Here is a 17,600-nt window from a genome sequence, read left to right as displayed (position 1 = left end):
CTCAGGCCGGGGTGGGGTCCTTCGCCATCACGAACTCGCTCCATACGCACTTGCCGCTGCCGCGTGCCTCCACGCCCCATACGTCCGTGAGCGTCTCGATCAGCAGCAGGCCCCGTCCGGAGACGCCCGACTCGCCCGCCTCCCGACGGCGCGGCAGGGCGCTGGAGGAGTCCTCGACCTCCACCCGCACGCGCCGCTCGGTGCCGTCGAGGACCCGCAGGGTGACGACCGCGGAGCCCTCGGTGTGCATCAGCACGTTGGTGATCATCTCGTCGGCGACCAGCTCTATCTCGTCGGCCCGGTCCTCCGCGCCCCAGGAGCCCACCGCCGTGCGGATCAGGCGCCGGGCCTCGGCGAGCGCCTCCGGTTCGCCGGGCGTCACCCGCTGCCTGAGCCGCCCGCCGGGCCGCGCGCTGTCCAGGGCGCGGCGGCGCAGCAGGAGCAGCGCCACGTCGTCGCCGCCGCCGCGTTCCCCGGCCAGGTCGATGAGCCGGTCGGCGAGGGCGCGTACGTCGTCGGGACCGGCGGCGATCAGCGCCGAGAGGTTCTCCATGCCGTCGTCGAGGTCGGCGCCGGGCTGCTCGACCAGGCCGTCGGTGCACAGCAGCAGGGTGTCGCCCGGGTCGAGCTCCATCGTGCCGACCGGGTAGTCGAGCCGCCCGAACTCCGCGGACAGGCCGAGCGGCAGCCCGCCGGGGACGGGGACGCGCCGGCAGGAGCCGTCGGTGCGGCGCACCAGCGGGTCGAGGTGGCCGGCCCGGACCACCTGGAGCACGCCGGTGGACAGGTCGGCCTCGGCGTAGAGGCAGGTCGCGGAGCGGTCGGTGTCGAGCTCGTCCAGGAAGACGGAGGCGCGGGCCATCACGGTGGCCGGCGGGTGCCCCTCGGCCGCGTAGGCGCGCAGCACGATGCGCAGCTGGCCCATGACGGCGGCGGCGTGCGTGTCGTGGCCCTGGACGTCGCCGATGACGGCGCCCACCCGGTCTCCCGGCAGCGGGATCAGGTCGTACCAGTCGCCTCCGATATCCCGGCCGAGGGAGCCGCCGATGGTGGCGGCCCGGTAGCGCACGGCGAGGTCGGCGCCGGGCACGCTGGGGATGGTGCGCGGCAGCATGGCCTGCTGCAGCCCCTGGGCGAGGTCCATCTCCTGCTCGTAGAACATCGCGCGCTGCAGGCTCTGGGAGATGCTGCTGCCCAGGGCGACGAGGATGTTGCGCTCCTCCGCGGAGAAGCCGCGCCGGTCGCTGTAGAGCAGGCCCATCGCGCCGATGGGGTGGGCCTGGACGATCAGCGGCAGGTAGGCCGCCGAGGTGATGTCCAGGCCGGTGAGGCCCTGCCACAGCCGCGGATAGCGTTCGGCGAACTCCTCCGGGGAGTCGATGAAGCGCGGGCTGAGGGTGCGCACCGCCTCGCTCATCGGGTACGGCTCCTCGATCCCGGTGACCTCGGTGCCCGGTATGAGGCTGCCCTCGGGTCCCTCCGCGATGAGCCGGATCCGGCCCGCCTCGACCAGCCCCATCACGAGACTGGTCGCACCCAGATGGGTGAGGCCGTGGGTGTCCTTGAGGACGTCGATGACGTCCTGCACGGTGCGGGCGTGGGCGAGGGCGGCGGTGGTGAGCTGGACGACGTTGGTCTGCCGGCGGCGGTCGTCCTCCTGGGCGGCCTGTTCGCGTCTGGCCTCGCTGTCGCTGAGCTCCTGGGTGGCGTCCCGGACGATGCCGATGATGCGGCGGGGCCGGCCGCTCTCGTCCCGGCGGATGTAACCCTGGGTGTGGGTCCAGCGCAGGGAGCCGTCGCGGCGGCGGAGGCGGAAGTAGGCGCCGTAGTTCTCGCTGCCCGCCTTCAGCGCCTGCGACACCACGGTGTCCAGGCGCAGGGCTTCGCTCGAGGGGACCCGGCTCCCCAGGGACTCGGGCCGGTCGTCGTATTCGTCGGGGCGCAGGTCGAAGATCTCGTGCGCCTGGGCGTCCATCTGCATCACCCCGGCGTCCAGGTCCCAGTCGAAGCTGCCCATGCGGTTGAGCGCCAGGATCGGATCCGGGTGGTCCGGCCAGTCGTCCGGGAGTGACAGGGGGTTCGCTCCCCGATCAGCCATGGGCCCACCTTGCCAGGATTCACCCGATTCTTCGACCGCTGGGCGCCTGCCGCGCGCTTCTCGCCCGTGGGTTGCGCGGCCCGCCCGGTGGTATACGGAGAGTCACGGATGTCCTGGTGGGACGAGGCAGGAGGGAGCGCGGCCGTGGAGTGGTTCACCGCATCCGAGTACTGGACGGGCCGGCTGGTCTTCCAGCGGGCGCTGGCCGGGCTGTACCTGGTCGCGTTCCTGACGGCGGCGCTCCAGTTCCGTGCGCTGATCGGGGAGCGGGGCATGCTGCCGGTGCCGCGTTTCGTGGAGCGGGTGCCGTTCAGGAGGTCACCGAGTCTGTTCCACCGGCACTACTCGGACCGGTTCTTCGCGGGGTGCGCCTGGGCGGGCTGCGCGGTGTCGGCGGCGCTGCTGGCGGGGCTGGACTCGCTGCTTCCGCTGTGGGGCGGGATGCTGCTGTGGCTGGTGCCGTGGGCGCTGTACCTGTCGGTCGTCAACGTGGGGCAGACCTGGTACTCGTTCGGCTGGGAGTCGCTGCTGCTCGAGGTCGGTTTCCTGGCCGTGTTCCTCGGCAACGACGAGGTCGCGCCGCCGGTCGTGGTGCTGTTCCTGCTGCGGTGGATCCTGTTCCGGGTGGAGTTCGGCGCGGGGCTGATCAAGATGCGCGGCGACGAGTGCTGGCGGAAGCTGACCTGTCTGGACCACCACCACGAGACCCAGCCGATGCCGGGGCCGCTGAGCTGGTTCTTCCACCACCTGCCGAAGCCGCTGCACCGCGCCGAGGTGGCCGCGAACCACGTCACCCAGCTCGTCGTGCCGTTCCTGCTGTTCGCCCCGCAGCCGGTGGCCTCGGTGGCCGCCTCGCTGATGATCGTCACCCAGCTGTGGCTGGTGCTGTCCGGCAACTTCGCGTGGCTGAACTGGATCACGATCGTGCTGGCCCTGCCGGCGGTCGCGTTCCCCTCCGATCCGCCGGCGGTGTCCGACGCGCCGCTGTGGTACGTGGTGGTCGTCCTCGCGGTGTCCGCGCTGCTGCTCGGCCTCTCCTACCGGCCGGTCCGCAACATGCTCTCCCGCCGCCAGGTGATGAACCGCTCCTTCGACCCGCTGCACCTGGTCAACACCTACGGGGCGTTCGGCAGCGTCAGCCGGATCCGGTACGAGGTGGTCGTGGAGGGGACGGCGGACGAGGTGCCCCGGAAGGACTCCGGCTGGCGGGAGTACGAGTTCAAGGGCAAGCCGGGTGATCCGCGGCGCTGGCCGCGGCAGTTCGCGCCGTACCATCTGCGGCTCGACTGGCTGATGTGGTTCGCCGCGCTGTCGCCCGCGTACGCGGGGCCGTGGTTCGGCGCGCTGGTGGAGCGTCTGCTGGAGGGCGACCGGGACACGCTGAGGCTGCTGCGCCGCTCCCCGTTCCCTCCGGACGCGCCGCCCCGGCACATCCGCGCCCGCCTCTTCCGCTACCGCTACACGACGTGGCGGGAGCTGCGGGAGACGGGCGCGTGCTGGGAGCGGACGTACGTGCGGGAGTTCCTGCCGCCGACCCGGCTGACGGGGTCGGCTCAGAGACCGTAGACGCGGGTGGCGGTGGTCTCGAAGAGCTGACGGCGTTCGGTGGCGTCGAGGCTCCCGGTCAGCGCCCGCGCGGTGGCGAGGACGTCGCCGTACGCCGCCGCGAGGGTGCACACCGGCCAGTCCGAGCCGAACATCAGGCGGCCGGGCCCGAAGGCGTCCAGTACGACGTCGGCGTACGGGCGCAGGTCGTCGACGGTCCAGGAGGCCCGGTCGGCCTCGGTGACCAGGCCGGAGAGCTTGCACACCGTGTTGGGCAGCGCCGCCAGGGCACGGACGTCGGACGCCCAGGGTTCGAGCGCGCCCGAGGCGACGGGCGGCTTGCCCAGGTGGTCCAGGACGAAGGTGAGCCGGGGCGACGAGCCGGCCGCCGCCGCGCAGGCCGGCAGCTGGTGCGGCAGGACCACGAGGTCGTAGACCAGACCGGCGTCGGCCACGGCGGCGAGTCCGCGCCGTACGTCCGGGCGCAGCAGCCACCCGGGGTCGGGTTCGCCCTGCACCTGGTGGCGGACGCCCTTCAGATACCGCCCGCCGGGCAGCGCCCGCAGCCGGGCCAGCTCGTCGGCGACGTCGGGGCGGGTGAGGTCGGTCCAGCCGACGACCCCGGCGACCAGCTCGTGGGCCGCGGCGAGCGCCAGCAGCTCGGGGGTCTCCTCGGGGACCGTGACGGTCTGCACCAGGACGGTGCGGTCGACACCGGCCGCGCTCGCCTCGGGTGCGAGGTCGGACAGGCCGAAGTTCCGCCGCAGCGGCCGGAGTCCGGGGCCGGTGAGCCAGTCCTGGTCGCGGACGGACAGGTCCCAGACGTGGTGGTGCGCGTCGACGGTCACGGCAGCTCCTCCTCGGGCGGCAGCAGGCCGGTGGCGCGCAGTTCCCGCCAGAGGGCGGTGGGTACCGGGGCCGCGAACTGGTCGGCGCAGTCGTGGACCTCGGCGGCCGAGCGGGCGCCGACCAGCACGCTCGCGACCGCCGGGTGGGCGGCGCAGTAGGCCAGGGCGGCGGCGCGCAGGGTGCTGCCGTGCCGCTCGGCGGCCTCCTTCAACCGCAGGGCGCGGTCCAGCAACCCGGCGGGGGCCGGGGCGTAGTCGTACGTCGCTCCCGGCCTCGGGTCCGCGAGCAGGCCGGAGTTGAAGGCGCCGCCGACGACGACGGAGGTGCCGTGTTCCAGGGCGGCGGGCAGCAGGTCGGTCAGGGCGCTGTGGTCGAGCAGGGTGTGGCGGCCGGCGCACAGGACGACGTCGACGTCGGTGTCGCGGACGAAGCGGGTGAGCATCGCGGTCTGGTTCATGCCGGCGCCGATCGCCCCGACGACGCCCTCCGCGCGGAGCCTCTCCAGGGCCGGGTAGCCCTCGCGGAAGGCCTGTTCGGCGTGGTCGTCGGGATCGTGGAGGTAGACGGTGTCGACCCGGTCCAGGCCGAGGCGTTCCAGGCTCCCCTCCAGGGTGCGGCGTACGCCGTCGGCGCTGAAGTCCCAGACGCGTCGGTGGGTGGCGGGGACGGCGAAGCCGTGGGCGAGGTCGTCGCCGCCGGCGTGGGAGGGTTCGAGGCGGCGGCCCACCTTCGTGGACACGGTGAACTCGTCGCGCGGATGCTCGCGCAGGGCGGCGCCGAGGCGGCGTTCGGCGAGGCCGAGGCCGTAGTGCGGGGCGGTGTCGAAGGAGCGGATGCCGCGCTGCCAGGCGGCCCGTACCGCCTCGTACGCCTCCTCCTCGCCGACCTCGGTGTACAGGTTGCCGATGCCGGAGGCCCCGAAGGCCAGGGCGGTGACCTCGACGCGGCTGCGGCCGAGCCGGCGCCGGTTCACCGGCTCTCCGGGCGCGGCCGCAGTCCCTGCATGCCGCCGTCGACCGCGAGGGCCGTGCCGGTGGTCGCGCCGGACAGCGGGCTCGCCAGGTAGGCGATGGCACCGGCGACCTCGGCGGCCGAGACCAGGCGGCCGGTGGGCTGGCGGGCCTCGAGGGCGGCACGCTCGGCGGCCGGGTCGTCGGCCGCGTTCAGCAGCCGGCCGATCCAGGGGGTGTCGACGGTGCCCGGGTTGACGCAGTTGACGCGGATGCCCTCGCGGACGTGGTCGGCGGCCATGGCGAGGGTGAGGGAGTGCACGGCGCCCTTGGTGGCGCTGTACAGGGCCCGCTGGGGCAGGCCCGCGGTGGCGGCGATGGAGCAGGTGTTGACGATCGCGGCGTGCGCGGAGGCACGCAGGTGCGGCAGGCAGGCGCGGGCGGTGCGGACCATGCCGAGGACGTTGACGTCGAAGACGCGGTGCCATTCCTCGTCGGAGTTGGCCTCCACCGTGCCCTGGGCGCCGACGCCGGCGTTGTTGATCAGCACGTCGAGGCCGCCCAGGCCGTCGACGGCGGCGGCCACCGCCGCACGCACCGAGGCGTCGTCGGTGACGTCGGCGCGGTGTCCGGTGAGGGGTTCGCCGACCGTCGAGGGGTCGAGATCGAGTACGGCCACGGTGGCGCCGCGCTCCGCGAGGAGGTCCGCCGTGGCCCGGCCGATGCCGGAGGCGCCGCCGGTCACCAGGGCCGTCAGGCCCTCGAAGTCACTCATGCGGTCCGCTCCTTCTCCTTCTGCGTGTCCGGGTCGGCGGCCCAGAAGCCGCCGTCGGGATAGGTGTAGCGCGCCAGGGACTCGGGCCGCATGGCGGCGGAGAAGCCGGGCGCGAGGGGTGCCGTGTAGTGGCCGTCGCGGATCACCACCGGGTCGAGGAAGTGGTCGTGCAGATGGTCGACGTACTCGATGACCCGGTCCTCGGTGGTGCCGGTCAGGGCCACGTAGTCGAACATCGACAGGTGCTGGACGAGTTCGCACAGGCCGACCCCGCCGGCGTGCGGGCACACGGGGACGCCGTACTTGGCGGCGAGCAGCAGGACGGCGAGGTTCTCGGGGACGCCGCCGACCCGGGCGGCGTCGATCTGGACGATGTCGAGGGCGCCGGCCTGGAGGAACTGCTTGAAGACGATCCTGTTCTGCGCGTGTTCGCCGGTGGCCACCTTCACCGGGGCGACGGCGCGGCGGATCGTGGCGTGGCCGAGGATGTCGTCGGGGCTGGTGGGTTCCTCGATCCAGTACGGGTCGAATGCGGCGAGGGCCTTGGTCCAGCGGATCGCCTCGTCCACGTCCCAGCGCTGGTTGGCGTCGATCGCGATGCGCACGTCCGGTCCGACGGCCGCGCGGGCGGCCCGGCAGCGCCTCAGGTCGTCGTCGAGGTCGGCGCCGACCTTGAGCTTGATCTGGCGGAAGCCGTCGGCGACCGCCTGTACGGCGAGCCGGGTGAGTTTCCCGTCGTCGTAGCCGAGCCAGCCGGGCGAGGTGGTGTAGGCGGGGTAGCCGCGCTCCAGCAGCAGGGCGGTGCGCTCCTCGGCGCCCTCCCGGCCGCGGCGCAGGAGGGTGAGGGCCTCTTCGGGGGTGAGGGCGTCGGTGAGGTGGCGGAAGTCGATCTGGCGGACCAGCCACGCGGGGTCGGCCTCGGCGAGCAGTCGCCACAGCGGCTTGTCCGCGCGTTTGGCGGCCAGGTCCCACAGCGCGTTGACGACGGCCCCGATCGCCATGTGCATCACGCCCTTCTCGGGTCCGAGCCAGCGCAGCTGGCTGTCGCCGGTCAGAGCGCGGTTCAGCACGGAGGGGTCGGCGCAGAGTTCGTCGGCGGACCGTCCGACGAGGTGGCCGCGGAGCGCTTCGATCGCGGCGACCTGGACGTCGTTGCCCCGCCCGATGGTGAACGCGAACCCGTGCCCCTCGTGTCCGTCGGCGGCGTCGGTGCGCAGGACGACGTAGGCCGCCGAGTAGTCGGGGTCGGGGTTCATGGCGTCGGAGCCGTCGAGCTCGCGCGAGGTGGGGAACCGGATGTCGTAGGTGTCGACGGCGGTGATGCGGGCGGGTCGCGGAGGCACGGAGGACCTTTCGGTGGGCGACGGGGACGGTAGGGCGTCAGTCCGGGGCACGGCCGCATACTTATCAGACCACTTGGCGGCCAGAACAGCCCCACGCACGGATCTTGCGCTTTTTCGCCCCTAGTGGTCTGACCACTCTCGTCGTTAGACTGCGGCGGACCGGGTGAGTGGAGGAGTGGCGTGGAGGAGACGGCCCCGCAGAAGGGCACGGTGACGCAGCGCGCCATCGAGCGGATCACGGCGATGATCCGCGAAGGTGAACTGGAGCCCGGTGAGCGGCTGCCCACCGAGCGGGATCTCGCCGCCCGGCTGGGCATCTCCCGCAGTTCGATGCGGGAGGCGATCCGCGCGCTCACGGTGCTGGGCGTGGTCGAGGCCCGGCACGGCTCGGGCATCTACGTCACCCGGCTGGAGGCCGGGGACCTGCTGGAGACGTTCGGGGTGGTGGCCGATCTGTCCCGGGGGCCGCGCCTGGTCGAGCTGCTGGAGGTGCGCCGCGTCCTGGAGTCGACGGCGACCGCGCTGGCCGCCGCGCGGATCACCGCGGACCGGCTGGCCGAGGTGGAGAAGCACCTGGCGGCGATGAACGCCACCGACGATCCGGAGGAGATCCTCGCCCACGACCTGGCCTTCCACCGCGAGATCGCGGCGGCCGCCGGCAACGAGACGATGGCCGCGATGCTGGAGGGCCTGTCCTCGCGCACCTTCCGGGCCCGGGTCTGGCGCGGCTACCAGGAGGAGGGCGCCTTCGCCCGCACCCGGCGCGAACACGCCGCGATCCACCGCGCCCTGGCCGCCCGCGACCCGGAGGCGGCACGGGCGGCGGCGTCCGCGCACGTGGGCGCGGTGGAGGAGTGGCTGCGCACCCGGTTGCGGGGCTGAGCCGGTCAGGCCCGCTTCAGCCGCAGCGTCATCAGCTGGAAGGGGCGCAGGCGTACGGTGATCCGGTCGCCGTCGAGCGGGGGCGCCTGAGTCTCCGCGAGCGGGCGTTCCAGCAGGTCGGTCACCTCGACGCCGGTGGTCGCGAAACCGGTGGTGAGCGTGGCGCGGGCACGGGCACCGTGGGCCTCGTGGAAGCGGACGACGACGTCGCCGCTGCCGTCGTCGGCCAGTTTGACCGCCGTGATCACGACCGCGTCCCGGTCGGCCGTCACCAGCGGGGCGACCTCGCCGGCCCCGGTGAGCCGCCGCTCGGGCAGATTGATCCGCCAGCCCTCGCGCACCGCGTCGCCGAGGGAGGCGCCCGGCACCAGCGCGTGCCGGAAGCGGTGCACGCCCTGGTCGGTCTCGGGGTCGGGGAAACGCGGGGCGCGCAGCAGGGAGACGCGGACCGTGGTGGTCGTGCCGCCGTCGCCGTCGGTGCGGACCGTGCGCGTCACGTCGTGGCCGTACGTCGAGTCGTTGACGACCGCCACGCCCCAGTCCGGCTCCTGAAGGTGGACGAAGCGGTGGTTGCACGCCTCGAACTTGGCGGCCTCCCATGAGGTGTTGGTGTGGGTGGGCCGGAAGAAGTGCCCGAACTGCGTCTCGGACGCGTAGCGTTCGGCGTGCAGGTCGAGCGGGAAGGCGAGCTTGAGGAACTTCTCCGTCTCGTGCCAGTCGACCTCGGTGTCCACCACGAGCCGCCGCTCCCCCGGCGGCAGCGTCAGCACCTGGACGACCCGGGAGCCGCCGAAGGAGCGGACGATCCGCACCGAGGCGCCGTCCGGACCGGCGGTGACCTCGTCCGCGCCGGTCAGATCGGTGACCGTGTTGCGGTAGAACGCGTCGACGTCCCAGGCGTCCCACATGTTCGGCAGGTCCGGGTGGAGCTGGAGCAGGTTGCCCGCCCGGCCGGGGGCGATGGTCTCGCGGTCGGCCTCGACGTCGTGGACGGAGACCACGAGGCCGCGGGCGTCGATCCCGATCCGGAGCAGACCGTTGTCGAGGACGTGTCCGCCTCCTGGGCGCGCGTCGAGGGTCGTACGGCCCTCGAGGTCCGCCGGCCGCGCGCCGCCCGCCGGGACACCCGCGCGGGTGTGCGGGGCGGCGTTGAAGACCAGCGGGACCGTGCCCTCACCGGCCAGGGCGCGCTGGGCGGAGTCGATGACGCCGTTCAGTTCCGCGGCGATCCGCGCGTAGGTGGCGCGGGCCTCGCGGTGCACCCAGGCGATGGAGGAGCCGGGCAGGATGTCGTGGAACTGGTGCAGCAGCACCGTCTTCCAGATCCGGTCCAACTCCTCGTGGGGGTAGGGGAATCCGGTGCGCACGGCGGCCGTGGCCGCCCACAGTTCGGCCTCGCGCAGCAGGTGCTCGCTGCGGCGGTTGCCCTGTTTGGTGCCGGCCTGGCTGGTGAGGGTGGCGCGGTGCAGTTCGAGGTACAGCTCGCCGACCCAGACGGGCGGTTCGGGGTACTCGGCCTCGGCCTTCGCGAAGAACGCGGACGGTGTCTCCCAGGTCACCGTCGCCGAGCCCTCCAGGTCCCGCAGCCGGGCCGCCTTGGCGACCATCTCGCGGGTGGTGCCGCCGCCCCCGTCGCCCCACCCGGTGGGCGCGAGGGAGTGGCGGGCCGCGCCCTTGTCCTTGAAGTTGCGGACGGCGTGGGCGATCTCGGCGCCCCTCATGGAGCAGTTGTAGGTGTCGACGGGCGGGAAGTGGGTGAAGATCCGGGTGCCGTCGATGCCCTCCCAGCGGAAGGTGTGGTGGGGGAACTTGTTCGTCCGGGACCAGGAGATCTTCTGCGTCAGCAGGTAACGGGAGCCCGCCGCCTTGATGATCTGCGGCAGTCCGGCGGCGAAGCCGAAGGTGTCCGGCAGCCACGCCTCGTCGTTCTCGATGCCGAACTCGTCGAGGAAGAACCGCTTGCCGTGCACGAACTGCCGGGCCATCGCCTCCGAGCCGGGCATGTTGGTGTCCGATTCCACCCACATGCCGCCGGCCGGCACGAACCGCCCGCCGGCCACCGCCTCCTTCACCCGTGCCCACACCTCGGGCCGGTGCTCCTTCACCCACGCCCACTGCTGGGCCTGCGACATGGCGAACACGAACTCGGGTTCGTCGTCGAGCAGGGCGGTCATGCCGGCGGTCGTACGGGCGACCTTGCGCACGGTCTCGCGCAGCGGCCACAGCCACGCCGAGTCGATGTGCGCGTGACCGACGGCGCTGATCCGGTGCGCGGAGGGGACGGCGGGGGCTGACAGCACCTCGGTGAGGCGCGAACGGGCCCACTCCGCCGTGCCGTTCACGTCCTGGAGGTCGACGGCGTCCAGCGCCTCGTCCACCGCCCGCAGGATCTCGAAGCGGCGGGGCGCGTCGGCCGGCAGCTCGGCCATCAGCTCGCCGAGCACCTCGAGGTCGATCACCAGCTGCCACACGTTCTCGTCGAACACGGCGAGATCCATGCGGGCGAGGGTGTACTGCGGTGCGCCGCCCGCGGTCTCCTTGTCGCCGAGCGGGGTGGGGACGAAGGGGCGGTAGCCCAGGATGACGGGGTTGGAGGCGGCCTCGATGTGCAGGCGCACCTCCTCCCCGCCCTCGGCGGGCGCGCCGACGCGCACCCACTGGTTGCGGGGATTGAGGCCCTTCACGGGAGTGCCGTCGGGCCGGTAGACCAGGCCCTCGCACTGGAAGCCGGGCATGTTCTCGTCGAAGCCGAGGTCGAGGACCGCCTCCACGGTCCGCCCGGCCCACGCCTCGGGCACGGTCCCGGTGACCCGGAACCAGCTGGTGCCCCAGGGCGCGCCCCAGCGTGCGCCCACCTCGACGGGTTCGGGTTCGGCCGCGAGGCCCTCGGCGACGGGGACGGGTTCGCCGGGGGCGTGCCACACCGCGACCTCGAGGGGCACGGACTCGGGGTACACGGCGGGGCGGATGCGCTCGCCGAGGACGCGCTCGAGGCGGGCTTCGACCAGGGTGCGGTCGTCATGCATGCGGGGCGCTCCATGGGTGAGAACGGGTGGTCACCAGGGGTACCACTCCCCCGGCGCGCACCCGTTCGAACCAGGCCGCCGTTCAGTGGGCGGTGCCGTGCCCGTCCGGGGCGCCGGCCCGCGCCTGGGCCTCGAGGCGGCGCTTGGCGTCGTCCCAGTCGACCGGCAGCCCGTCGACGGGCACCTCCCAGAAGGTGAACGTCGAGTCGCGCATCGTCGCGCGCAGGCCGGTCATGACGCTCTTGTGCGGTTCGGTCCGGGCGTAGGCGTAGAGCGTGTCCCGGCTCTCCCACGCGGACAGCGTGTAGAAGACCCTGCCGAACGGCCTGGCCTCCAGGGAGGCGCCGAGGGCGCCGGGTGCCTTGCGGACCTGGCCCCAGGCGGAGAGGGACTTCCAGAAGAAGCGGGGGACGTCCTTCAGCGACCGCACCTCGAAGCGGGAGGCCATGACGAAGGCGTGGGTGGTGTCGGGGCCCGCCTGGTGCGGCGTGACCCAGGGGAGAGTAGGCACGGTAGTCTCGCCTCCATAATTGGTGAGTGGCACTATCCAGATTAGACAGTGCCACTACCCAATTTCCAGAGGGAGAGGGGAAGAACATGAGAATCTCGGAGCTCAGCCGCCGCAGCGGGGTGCCCAACGCGACGATCAAGTACTACCTGCGCGAAGGGCTGCTGCCGCCCGGCCGGGCCACCGCGGCGACCCAGGCCGAGTACGACGAGACCCATCTCAGAAGACTCCGCCTGATCCGCGCGCTGACGGGGGTGCGGGGCCTGTCCGTCGCCTCGGCCAAGCACGTCCTGGACGCCATGGCCGAACACCGGACCGACCTGCACCGACTGCTCGGCATCGCCTTCGGCATCCGGCCGTCCGACGACGGCACGCCGGACGCGGCCGAGGGCGAGGGCGAGGGCGAGGCCCCCGCCGGGGCGAACCCCGAGGCCGCCGCCCTGGTCGACGCGATGGGCTGGACGGTCTCCGAGCACAACCCGGCCCGGCAGACCATCGACGAGACGCTGCGGACCCTGCGCTCACTGGACATCGAGTACGACTGGGAGGCGCTCCTCCCCTACGCCGAGCTCGCGGAACGGACGGCCCGGCACGACCTCGACCGCCTGGAGACGGTCGCGGACCCGATGGAGAAGGCCGAGCGGGCGGTGCTGCTGACCTTCCTCCTGGAACCGGCGCTGATGGCCCTGCGCCGGCTCGCCCAGGAGAACGAGTCGACCGCACGCCACGGCGGGGACGAGCACAACTCGGCCTGACCGGAACGGCGTTGCGGCGACCGGCCGCGAGGGTCTAGGGTCGGGCGGGTGACTGCCGGGTCGGCCGTAGGCCATGCACGCAAGGCGCTCCCGGCCTCGGTGTGAGGCCGGTGCGGGGCGCGCCCCCGCTCGCGCGAGGCCGTGGCCCGCCTTTCCTCTCCGTGTTCCCGTCCCACCATGGAAACCGACACCGGAGACGAATCCAGCCATGTCCGCAGCACAGCACGTCCACTTGAACCACACCGCCGTCTACGCCAGCGACCGCCGGCACTCCGCCGAGTTCCTCGCCGGGATACTGGGACTGGAGGTCGGCGCCCCGTTCGGCCCGTTCCTCCCGGTCGACCTGGGCAACGGCGTGACCCTCGACTATTACGAGAAGCGGGACGAGCCGGTCCAGGGCCAGCACTACGCGTTCCTGGTGCCCGAGGAGCGGTTCGATGCCATGATCGCGCGCCTGGAGGCGGCCGGGATCACCTACTACGCGGATCCGGGCCACACCGAGCCCGGCAGGGTCAACGGCCTCTTCGGCGGACGCGGCGCCTACTTCGACGACCCGGACGGCCACAACATGGAGATCATGACCCGGCCCTACGTCCGGCCGTAGCGACGGGGGCGACCCGCCCGCACGTGCCGTCAGTCGACGCTGGGCAGGATGTGGGGCTCGGCGAGGTCGTCCTCGTAGCCGGCGAGGCGGATCGGGGCCGAACGGGCCCACACGTCGAGACTGCCGAGCTTCTTCGGCTGGCGGGCGGTGCGCTCCGCGCGTTCCTCGGGGCGCTGATCGCTCTTCGTCTGCTCCGGTGTCACCGCGCACTCCTTATGTGTCGGTCACCCTCGGGACGTACCGCGTCGGCCCTGCGCCCGGCGCCCGACGTCCGCTCGGGCCTGAAGGGAAAACCGTTCGGACGCGGTGGCGCCGGCGACTCGAGGGAGAGCAGGCCGTGGTGAACCGGCTGGTCCCATGACGGACCGTGGGTGCGGGTGGAACCCTGACTGCTGTCCGTCCGGATCAGAGTAACCAAATGAGCGGCCCCCCGCTCGATGGGGCTCAAAACTGACGGTAACAATCATGCGTCGGAGGGTGCCCAACAACCGGAATATGCTCCTATTTCCGGATGAACGCGACCGACTGTAGTCACTCGTTCGAAGTACACAGGCGTCGGCACTTCCGGCCGGGCCGCGTGGTCGGGGCGCAGTTCAGGTCCCGTTGGCCGGTACGCAAGCTCGTCATGGTCTGCTGCCGCACGGCAACGGCCTACTCCCGGGAGGACCGGCGCATGGAGCTGCGCACCGTCGAGGAGCTGATGGACCTGCTGTACGCGTGCCGGGGCACGCGGGACGTCCGGGGCCGTGGCGGCGCCCCGGTCGACGCGCACGACCACGCCCTGCGCACCGCCGCGCTGCTGCGCCGCGGCCGGCCCGCGGACAAGGAACTCCAGGTGGCGGGCCTGGTACGGCCCGTCGGCCGGCTGCTGTGGCCGGGCGAACCGGCGGTACGGGCCGACCGCGCGGCGGACGCGATACGGACGCTGCTCGGCGAGCGGGTGGCCGGCCTGGTCCTCCGGCACGCCCGGTACGACCTTCCGGCCGACGACGATCTCCTCGCCCTGCGCGCGGCGGACGAGGAGGCCCGCACCGCCTGCTTCGACGCCGGTGTCCTGGAGGACTGGCGCACCGTGCTGGAGCTGCTGGCGGCGCGCAACTCGCGGCTGGGCATGGTCGACTGACGGCCCCTCGGGCCGTCCCGCGTCACCACCGGCCGGGCGCGTAGTCCTTCAGGAAGACGCCGTACAGGTCCTCGCCCGCCTCGCCGCGCACGATCGGGTCGTAGACGCGGGCGGCGCCGTCGACCAGGTCGAGCGGGGCGTGGAAACCGGCGTCGGCGAGGCGCAGCTTGTCGAAGTGGGGTCGCTCGTCGGTGATCCAGCCGGTGTCGACCGAGGTCATCAGGATGCGGTCGGCGTCGAACATCTCCTGCGCGCTGGTCCGCGTCACCATGTTCATGGCCGCCTTGGCCGCGTTGGTGTTGGGGTGGCCGGCGCCCTTGTAGCCGCGGTCGAACACGCCTTCCATCGCGGAGACGTTGACGACGTAGGCGCGCCCGGCGGACGCCCGGCGCGCGGCCTCGGCCATCGCCGGACGCAACTTGCTGATCAGGATGAACGGCGCCGTGTAGTTGCACAGCTGGGTCTCCAGCAGCTCCACCGGGGAGATCTGCTCGATGGTCTGCACCCAGGTGTTGGTGTCGACGACGTCGGGGAGCAGGCCGCCCGCGTCGATGGCGGTGCCCTCGCGGTGCCGGACCACGCTGGCGTTGCCCGCGACCAGGGCGAGGTCGGCCACCTTCTGCGCGTCGAGTCCGCTGACGCCGACGGGCAGCGCGGTCAGTCCGTCGACCGCGCCGGAGTTGAAGGCGCCGATGACGTGGTGGGCGGGCAGCTCACCGGCCGGCAGCGGGGCACTCTCGCCCTCGACGAGCGCGGTGTACGCGGACGGCAGACGGCGTACGGTCTGGGTGGCGTTGTTGATCAGGATGTCGAGCGGGCCCTGCTCCGCGACCCGGTCGGCCAGCGCGACGGCCTGGGCGGGGTCGCGCAGGTCGATGCCGACGACCTCCAGGCGGTGCATCCAGTCCGCGGAGTCGTCCATGGCCTTGAAGCGGCGGATGGCGTCCTTGGGGAAGCGCGTGGTGATCGTGGTGTGGGCGCCGTCGCGCAGCAGCCGCAGCGCGATGTACATGCCGATCTTGGCGCGTCCGCCGGTGAGCAGCGCCCGCTTGCCGGTGAGGTCCGCGCGGGCGTCGCGCCGGGCGCGGTTCTCGGCGGCGCACTTCGGGCAGAGCTGGTGGTAGAAGTAGTCGACCTCGACGTAGCGGGCCTTGCAGGTGTAGCAGGAGCGGGGGCGCTGGAGTATCCCCGCGATCTTGCCGGACTCGACCCGGGAGGACGGCAGGATGCCTTCGGTCTCGTCGTCGATGCGCTCGGCGGAGCCGGTGGCGGTGGCCTCGGTGACCGCCCTGTCGTGGGCGGTCTTGGCGGCCCGGCGCTCCTGGCGGCGGCGCTGCTTGACCGTGCGGTAGATGTGCGAGGTGGCCCGGCGGACCAGGATCGCGTCCGGGTGGTCGACGTCGAGTTCGTCGAGTTCCCGCAGCACGTCGAGGCAGACGGCCAGCCGCTCCGGGTCGATGCCGGGCCCGTGTGCCACCGCGTCCGTGGCCTCGGGGCCGTCCTGTGTCACCGTCATCGCCGCTGTCGTTCCCGCTCTGCTTCTCGCGGCGCTCCGTTCGCGCACGCTGTCGAACGGCGGATTTTACTTCAGCGCCGGGCCACAGCGCCAAACCGCGTCCCTCAGCGATCGCAGACGGCGGTCAGCGTCGTCACCTCCTCGGTCAGCGCGCGGGCCAGGCGGTCGAGGTCCGGCACCGCGGCGCCGTCGGCGACCAGGCCGTAATGGACGCGTCCGCGGTAGGTGGAGACCGCGACCGCGAGGGAGTGGCCGGGGGCCAGTGGCGCGAGCGGGAAGACGGCGCCGAGCGGGTCGCCGCCGAGCCTCAGGCCGAAGCCGGGCAGCGGCACGCTGGTGACCAGCACGTCGAACCAGAGCCGGGCCGCCTGGCCCAGCAGCGGTCCGCCGAGCCGGTGGCCGAGCGGCGGAACGTGCTCGGCGAGCAGGGCGACGGCGCCCGCGCCCCGGTGCGGACCGGCGTCCTTGTTGCGGTCCATGGCGGTGCGCACCAGGGCGAGGCGGACGAGCGGGTCCCGCTGGTCGACGGGGAGCTGCAGCAGGTACCCGGAGAGCCGGTTGCCCTGCGGGTGGGCGGTGCGCGGCCGGCGCCGGGAGACGGGGATGAGGGCGCGGGGCGCGACGCCCTCGCTGCCGTCGCCGCGCTCGTCGAGCCAGCGGCGCAGGGCGCCGGCGACGACCGCGATCGTGACGTCGTTGACGGTGCCGCCGGCGCTCTTGCGGATCCGGTGCACGTCGTCGAGGTCGACGACCACGCCGGCGGTGCGGCGGGTGCCGCTGGGCGCGCAGGTCAGCGCGGGCGAGGAGCGCACGTCGAGGGTGGAGCGGGCGACGGCGGCGCCGATGTCGAGGGCCCGGCCCGCGTCGGCGAGGGCGTCCCGGACGAGACCGGGCACCTCGCGCACGTCCGGGAGGAGTCCGCGCGGCGGTCCGGCGGGGCGGGGCCGGGGCGCGGGCAGGTCCATCGGGTCCATCAGCGCGGCGGCGAGGGTGAGGGCGCGCAGCCCGTCGGCGAGGGCGTGGTGGAACTTGAACAGGACGGCGAAGGAGGTGCCGTCCTCCCCCGGCAGCACATGGGCCTCCCAGGGCGGCCGGGTGCGTTGCAGCGGGCGTCCCATGAGCCGGCCGGCCGCGGTGTGGAAGTCGGCGGCCGGGGGGTGCAGCCGGACGTGGTCGAGGGGGTCGAAGCCGGGGTCGGGTTCGCGGGTGGCGCCGCCGAAGGCGAGGGACCGGCGCAGGGCGGAGGCGAGCGGCTGCCGCAGCACGGCGGCCAGGCGCTCGCCGGGCGCCGGCCAGGTGCGGCGCAGCGCCGACAGCGGCTGTCGCAGGGCGAGCGGATGCCAGGTGTCACGGATGCGCATCCGCAGCCCGGGCACGGCGGCGGCACGGGCGGCCAGCAGATCCACCGCGTGGGCCGCCGCGGAGGGCGAGCCGGCGGAGAACACCCCGAGCGCCGCGAGGTGCATCGGGTGACCGGTGGACTCGATGTTCCAGAACGCCAGGTCGAGAGGGGCGAGCGGGTCTGCGGTCATGGGCGGGGCCTCGCGTCGACGACGGGAACGGATCAGCAGTCAATCGCCCCGGCCGATTACGGTCAAGTACGATCCGGCTACCCCCAGTGAACAG

Annotated in this window: 15 protein-coding genes; 5 read left to right on the top strand and 10 right to left on the bottom strand. The window is 73.1% G+C overall.

What is annotated here, in order from left to right; genetic code table 11:
* Position 1: 1 nt before the first annotated feature.
* The gene (locus tag KUM38_RS23995) at positions 2–2,098 is read right to left on the bottom strand and encodes a SpoIIE family protein phosphatase (protein ID WP_217131497.1); all 2,097 of its coding nucleotides are present in this window, start codon (positions 2,096–2,098) and stop codon (positions 2–4) included.
* Between the two features lie 144 nt (positions 2,099–2,242).
* Here KUM38_RS23995 and KUM38_RS23990 point away from each other — a divergent pair, with 144 nt between their 5' ends.
* Positions 2,243–3,664: a lipase maturation factor family protein gene (locus KUM38_RS23990; RefSeq protein WP_217131514.1), complete on the top strand. Its 1,422-nt coding sequence runs from the start codon at positions 2,243–2,245 to the stop codon at positions 3,662–3,664.
* Here KUM38_RS23990 and KUM38_RS23985 read toward each other — a convergent pair.
* Genes KUM38_RS23985 through KUM38_RS23970 form a run of 4 tightly spaced genes read right to left on the bottom strand, consistent with a single transcriptional unit; the run spans position 3,652 to position 7,560 of the window.
* Complete coding sequence (locus KUM38_RS23985) at positions 3,652–4,491, bottom strand: amidohydrolase (RefSeq protein WP_217131496.1); 840 nt, start codon at positions 4,489–4,491, stop codon at positions 3,652–3,654. The two genes, KUM38_RS23990 and KUM38_RS23985, sit on opposite strands and share 13 nt — an antisense overlap.
* Entirely contained in the window at positions 4,488–5,465 is a 978-nt protein-coding gene (locus tag KUM38_RS23980) for an aldo/keto reductase (RefSeq protein ID WP_217131495.1), read from the bottom strand. Before KUM38_RS23980 ends, KUM38_RS23985 begins: the two co-directional genes overlap by 4 nt.
* Positions 5,462–6,217, bottom strand: coding sequence for an SDR family NAD(P)-dependent oxidoreductase (locus KUM38_RS23975; RefSeq protein ID WP_217131494.1), 756 nt, complete (start codon positions 6,215–6,217; stop codon positions 5,462–5,464). Before KUM38_RS23975 ends, KUM38_RS23980 begins: the two co-directional genes overlap by 4 nt.
* Positions 6,214–7,560, bottom strand: a complete 1,347-nt coding sequence (locus tag KUM38_RS23970; protein WP_217131493.1) for an enolase C-terminal domain-like protein — start codon at positions 7,558–7,560, stop codon at positions 6,214–6,216. The genes KUM38_RS23975 and KUM38_RS23970 overlap by 4 nt, the downstream gene beginning before the upstream one ends.
* Positions 7,561–7,740: 180 nt before the next feature.
* Here KUM38_RS23970 and KUM38_RS23965 point away from each other — a divergent pair, with 180 nt between their 5' ends.
* Positions 7,741–8,442 (top strand): FadR/GntR family transcriptional regulator, encoded by a 702-nt coding sequence (locus KUM38_RS23965; RefSeq protein WP_217131492.1) that lies wholly within the window; start codon positions 7,741–7,743, stop codon positions 8,440–8,442.
* A gap of 5 nt (positions 8,443–8,447) precedes the next feature.
* Here KUM38_RS23965 and KUM38_RS23960 read toward each other — a convergent pair whose 3' ends face one another.
* Both KUM38_RS23960 and KUM38_RS23955 read right to left on the bottom strand, forming a co-directional pair.
* Positions 8,448–11,468: a glycoside hydrolase family 38 C-terminal domain-containing protein gene (locus KUM38_RS23960; protein ID WP_217131491.1), complete on the bottom strand. Its 3,021-nt coding sequence runs from the start codon at positions 11,466–11,468 to the stop codon at positions 8,448–8,450.
* An 82-nt stretch (positions 11,469–11,550) separates the two neighbouring features.
* Positions 11,551–11,979, bottom strand: coding sequence for a DUF3291 domain-containing protein (locus KUM38_RS23955; protein ID WP_217131490.1), 429 nt, complete (start codon positions 11,977–11,979; stop codon positions 11,551–11,553).
* A gap of 86 nt (positions 11,980–12,065) precedes the next feature.
* Between KUM38_RS23955 and KUM38_RS23950 the strand changes: the two genes are divergently transcribed.
* Positions 12,066–12,731, top strand: a complete 666-nt coding sequence (locus tag KUM38_RS23950; protein WP_217131489.1) for a MerR family transcriptional regulator — start codon at positions 12,066–12,068, stop codon at positions 12,729–12,731.
* A 208-nt stretch (positions 12,732–12,939) separates the two neighbouring features.
* Positions 12,940–13,335, top strand: coding sequence for a VOC family protein (locus tag KUM38_RS23945; protein ID WP_217131488.1), 396 nt, complete (start codon positions 12,940–12,942; stop codon positions 13,333–13,335).
* Between the two features lie 29 nt (positions 13,336–13,364).
* Here KUM38_RS23945 and KUM38_RS23940 read toward each other — a convergent pair whose 3' ends face one another.
* A complete protein-coding gene (locus tag KUM38_RS23940; RefSeq protein WP_217131487.1) occupies positions 13,365–13,538 on the bottom strand; it encodes a hypothetical protein in 174 nt (57 codons plus the stop codon).
* 470 nt (positions 13,539–14,008) lie between these two features.
* Here KUM38_RS23940 and KUM38_RS23935 point away from each other — a divergent pair, with 470 nt between their 5' ends.
* Positions 14,009–14,458 carry a hypothetical protein gene (locus tag KUM38_RS23935; protein ID WP_217131486.1) on the top strand — a complete coding sequence of 150 codons (450 nt, stop codon included), beginning with the start codon at positions 14,009–14,011 and terminating at the stop codon, positions 14,456–14,458.
* A 22-nt stretch (positions 14,459–14,480) separates the two neighbouring features.
* On the opposite strand, the gene KUM38_RS23930 is transcribed toward KUM38_RS23935, so the two are convergent.
* Positions 14,481–15,974, bottom strand: coding sequence for an SDR family NAD(P)-dependent oxidoreductase (locus tag KUM38_RS23930; RefSeq protein ID WP_217131485.1), 1,494 nt, complete (start codon positions 15,972–15,974; stop codon positions 14,481–14,483).
* 104 nt (positions 15,975–16,078) lie between these two features.
* On the bottom strand, positions 16,079–17,506 hold the full coding sequence (locus tag KUM38_RS23925) for a wax ester/triacylglycerol synthase family O-acyltransferase (protein ID WP_217131484.1): 1,428 nt from the start codon (positions 17,504–17,506) through the stop codon (positions 16,079–16,081).
* Between the last annotated feature and the right edge of the window lie 94 nt (positions 17,507–17,600).

Source organism: Streptomyces sp. AC558_RSS880, from assembly GCF_019049255.1.
GTDB lineage: Bacteria > Actinomycetota > Actinomycetes > Streptomycetales > Streptomycetaceae > Streptomyces.
This window is presented reverse-complemented; position numbering and strand designations above follow the sequence as displayed.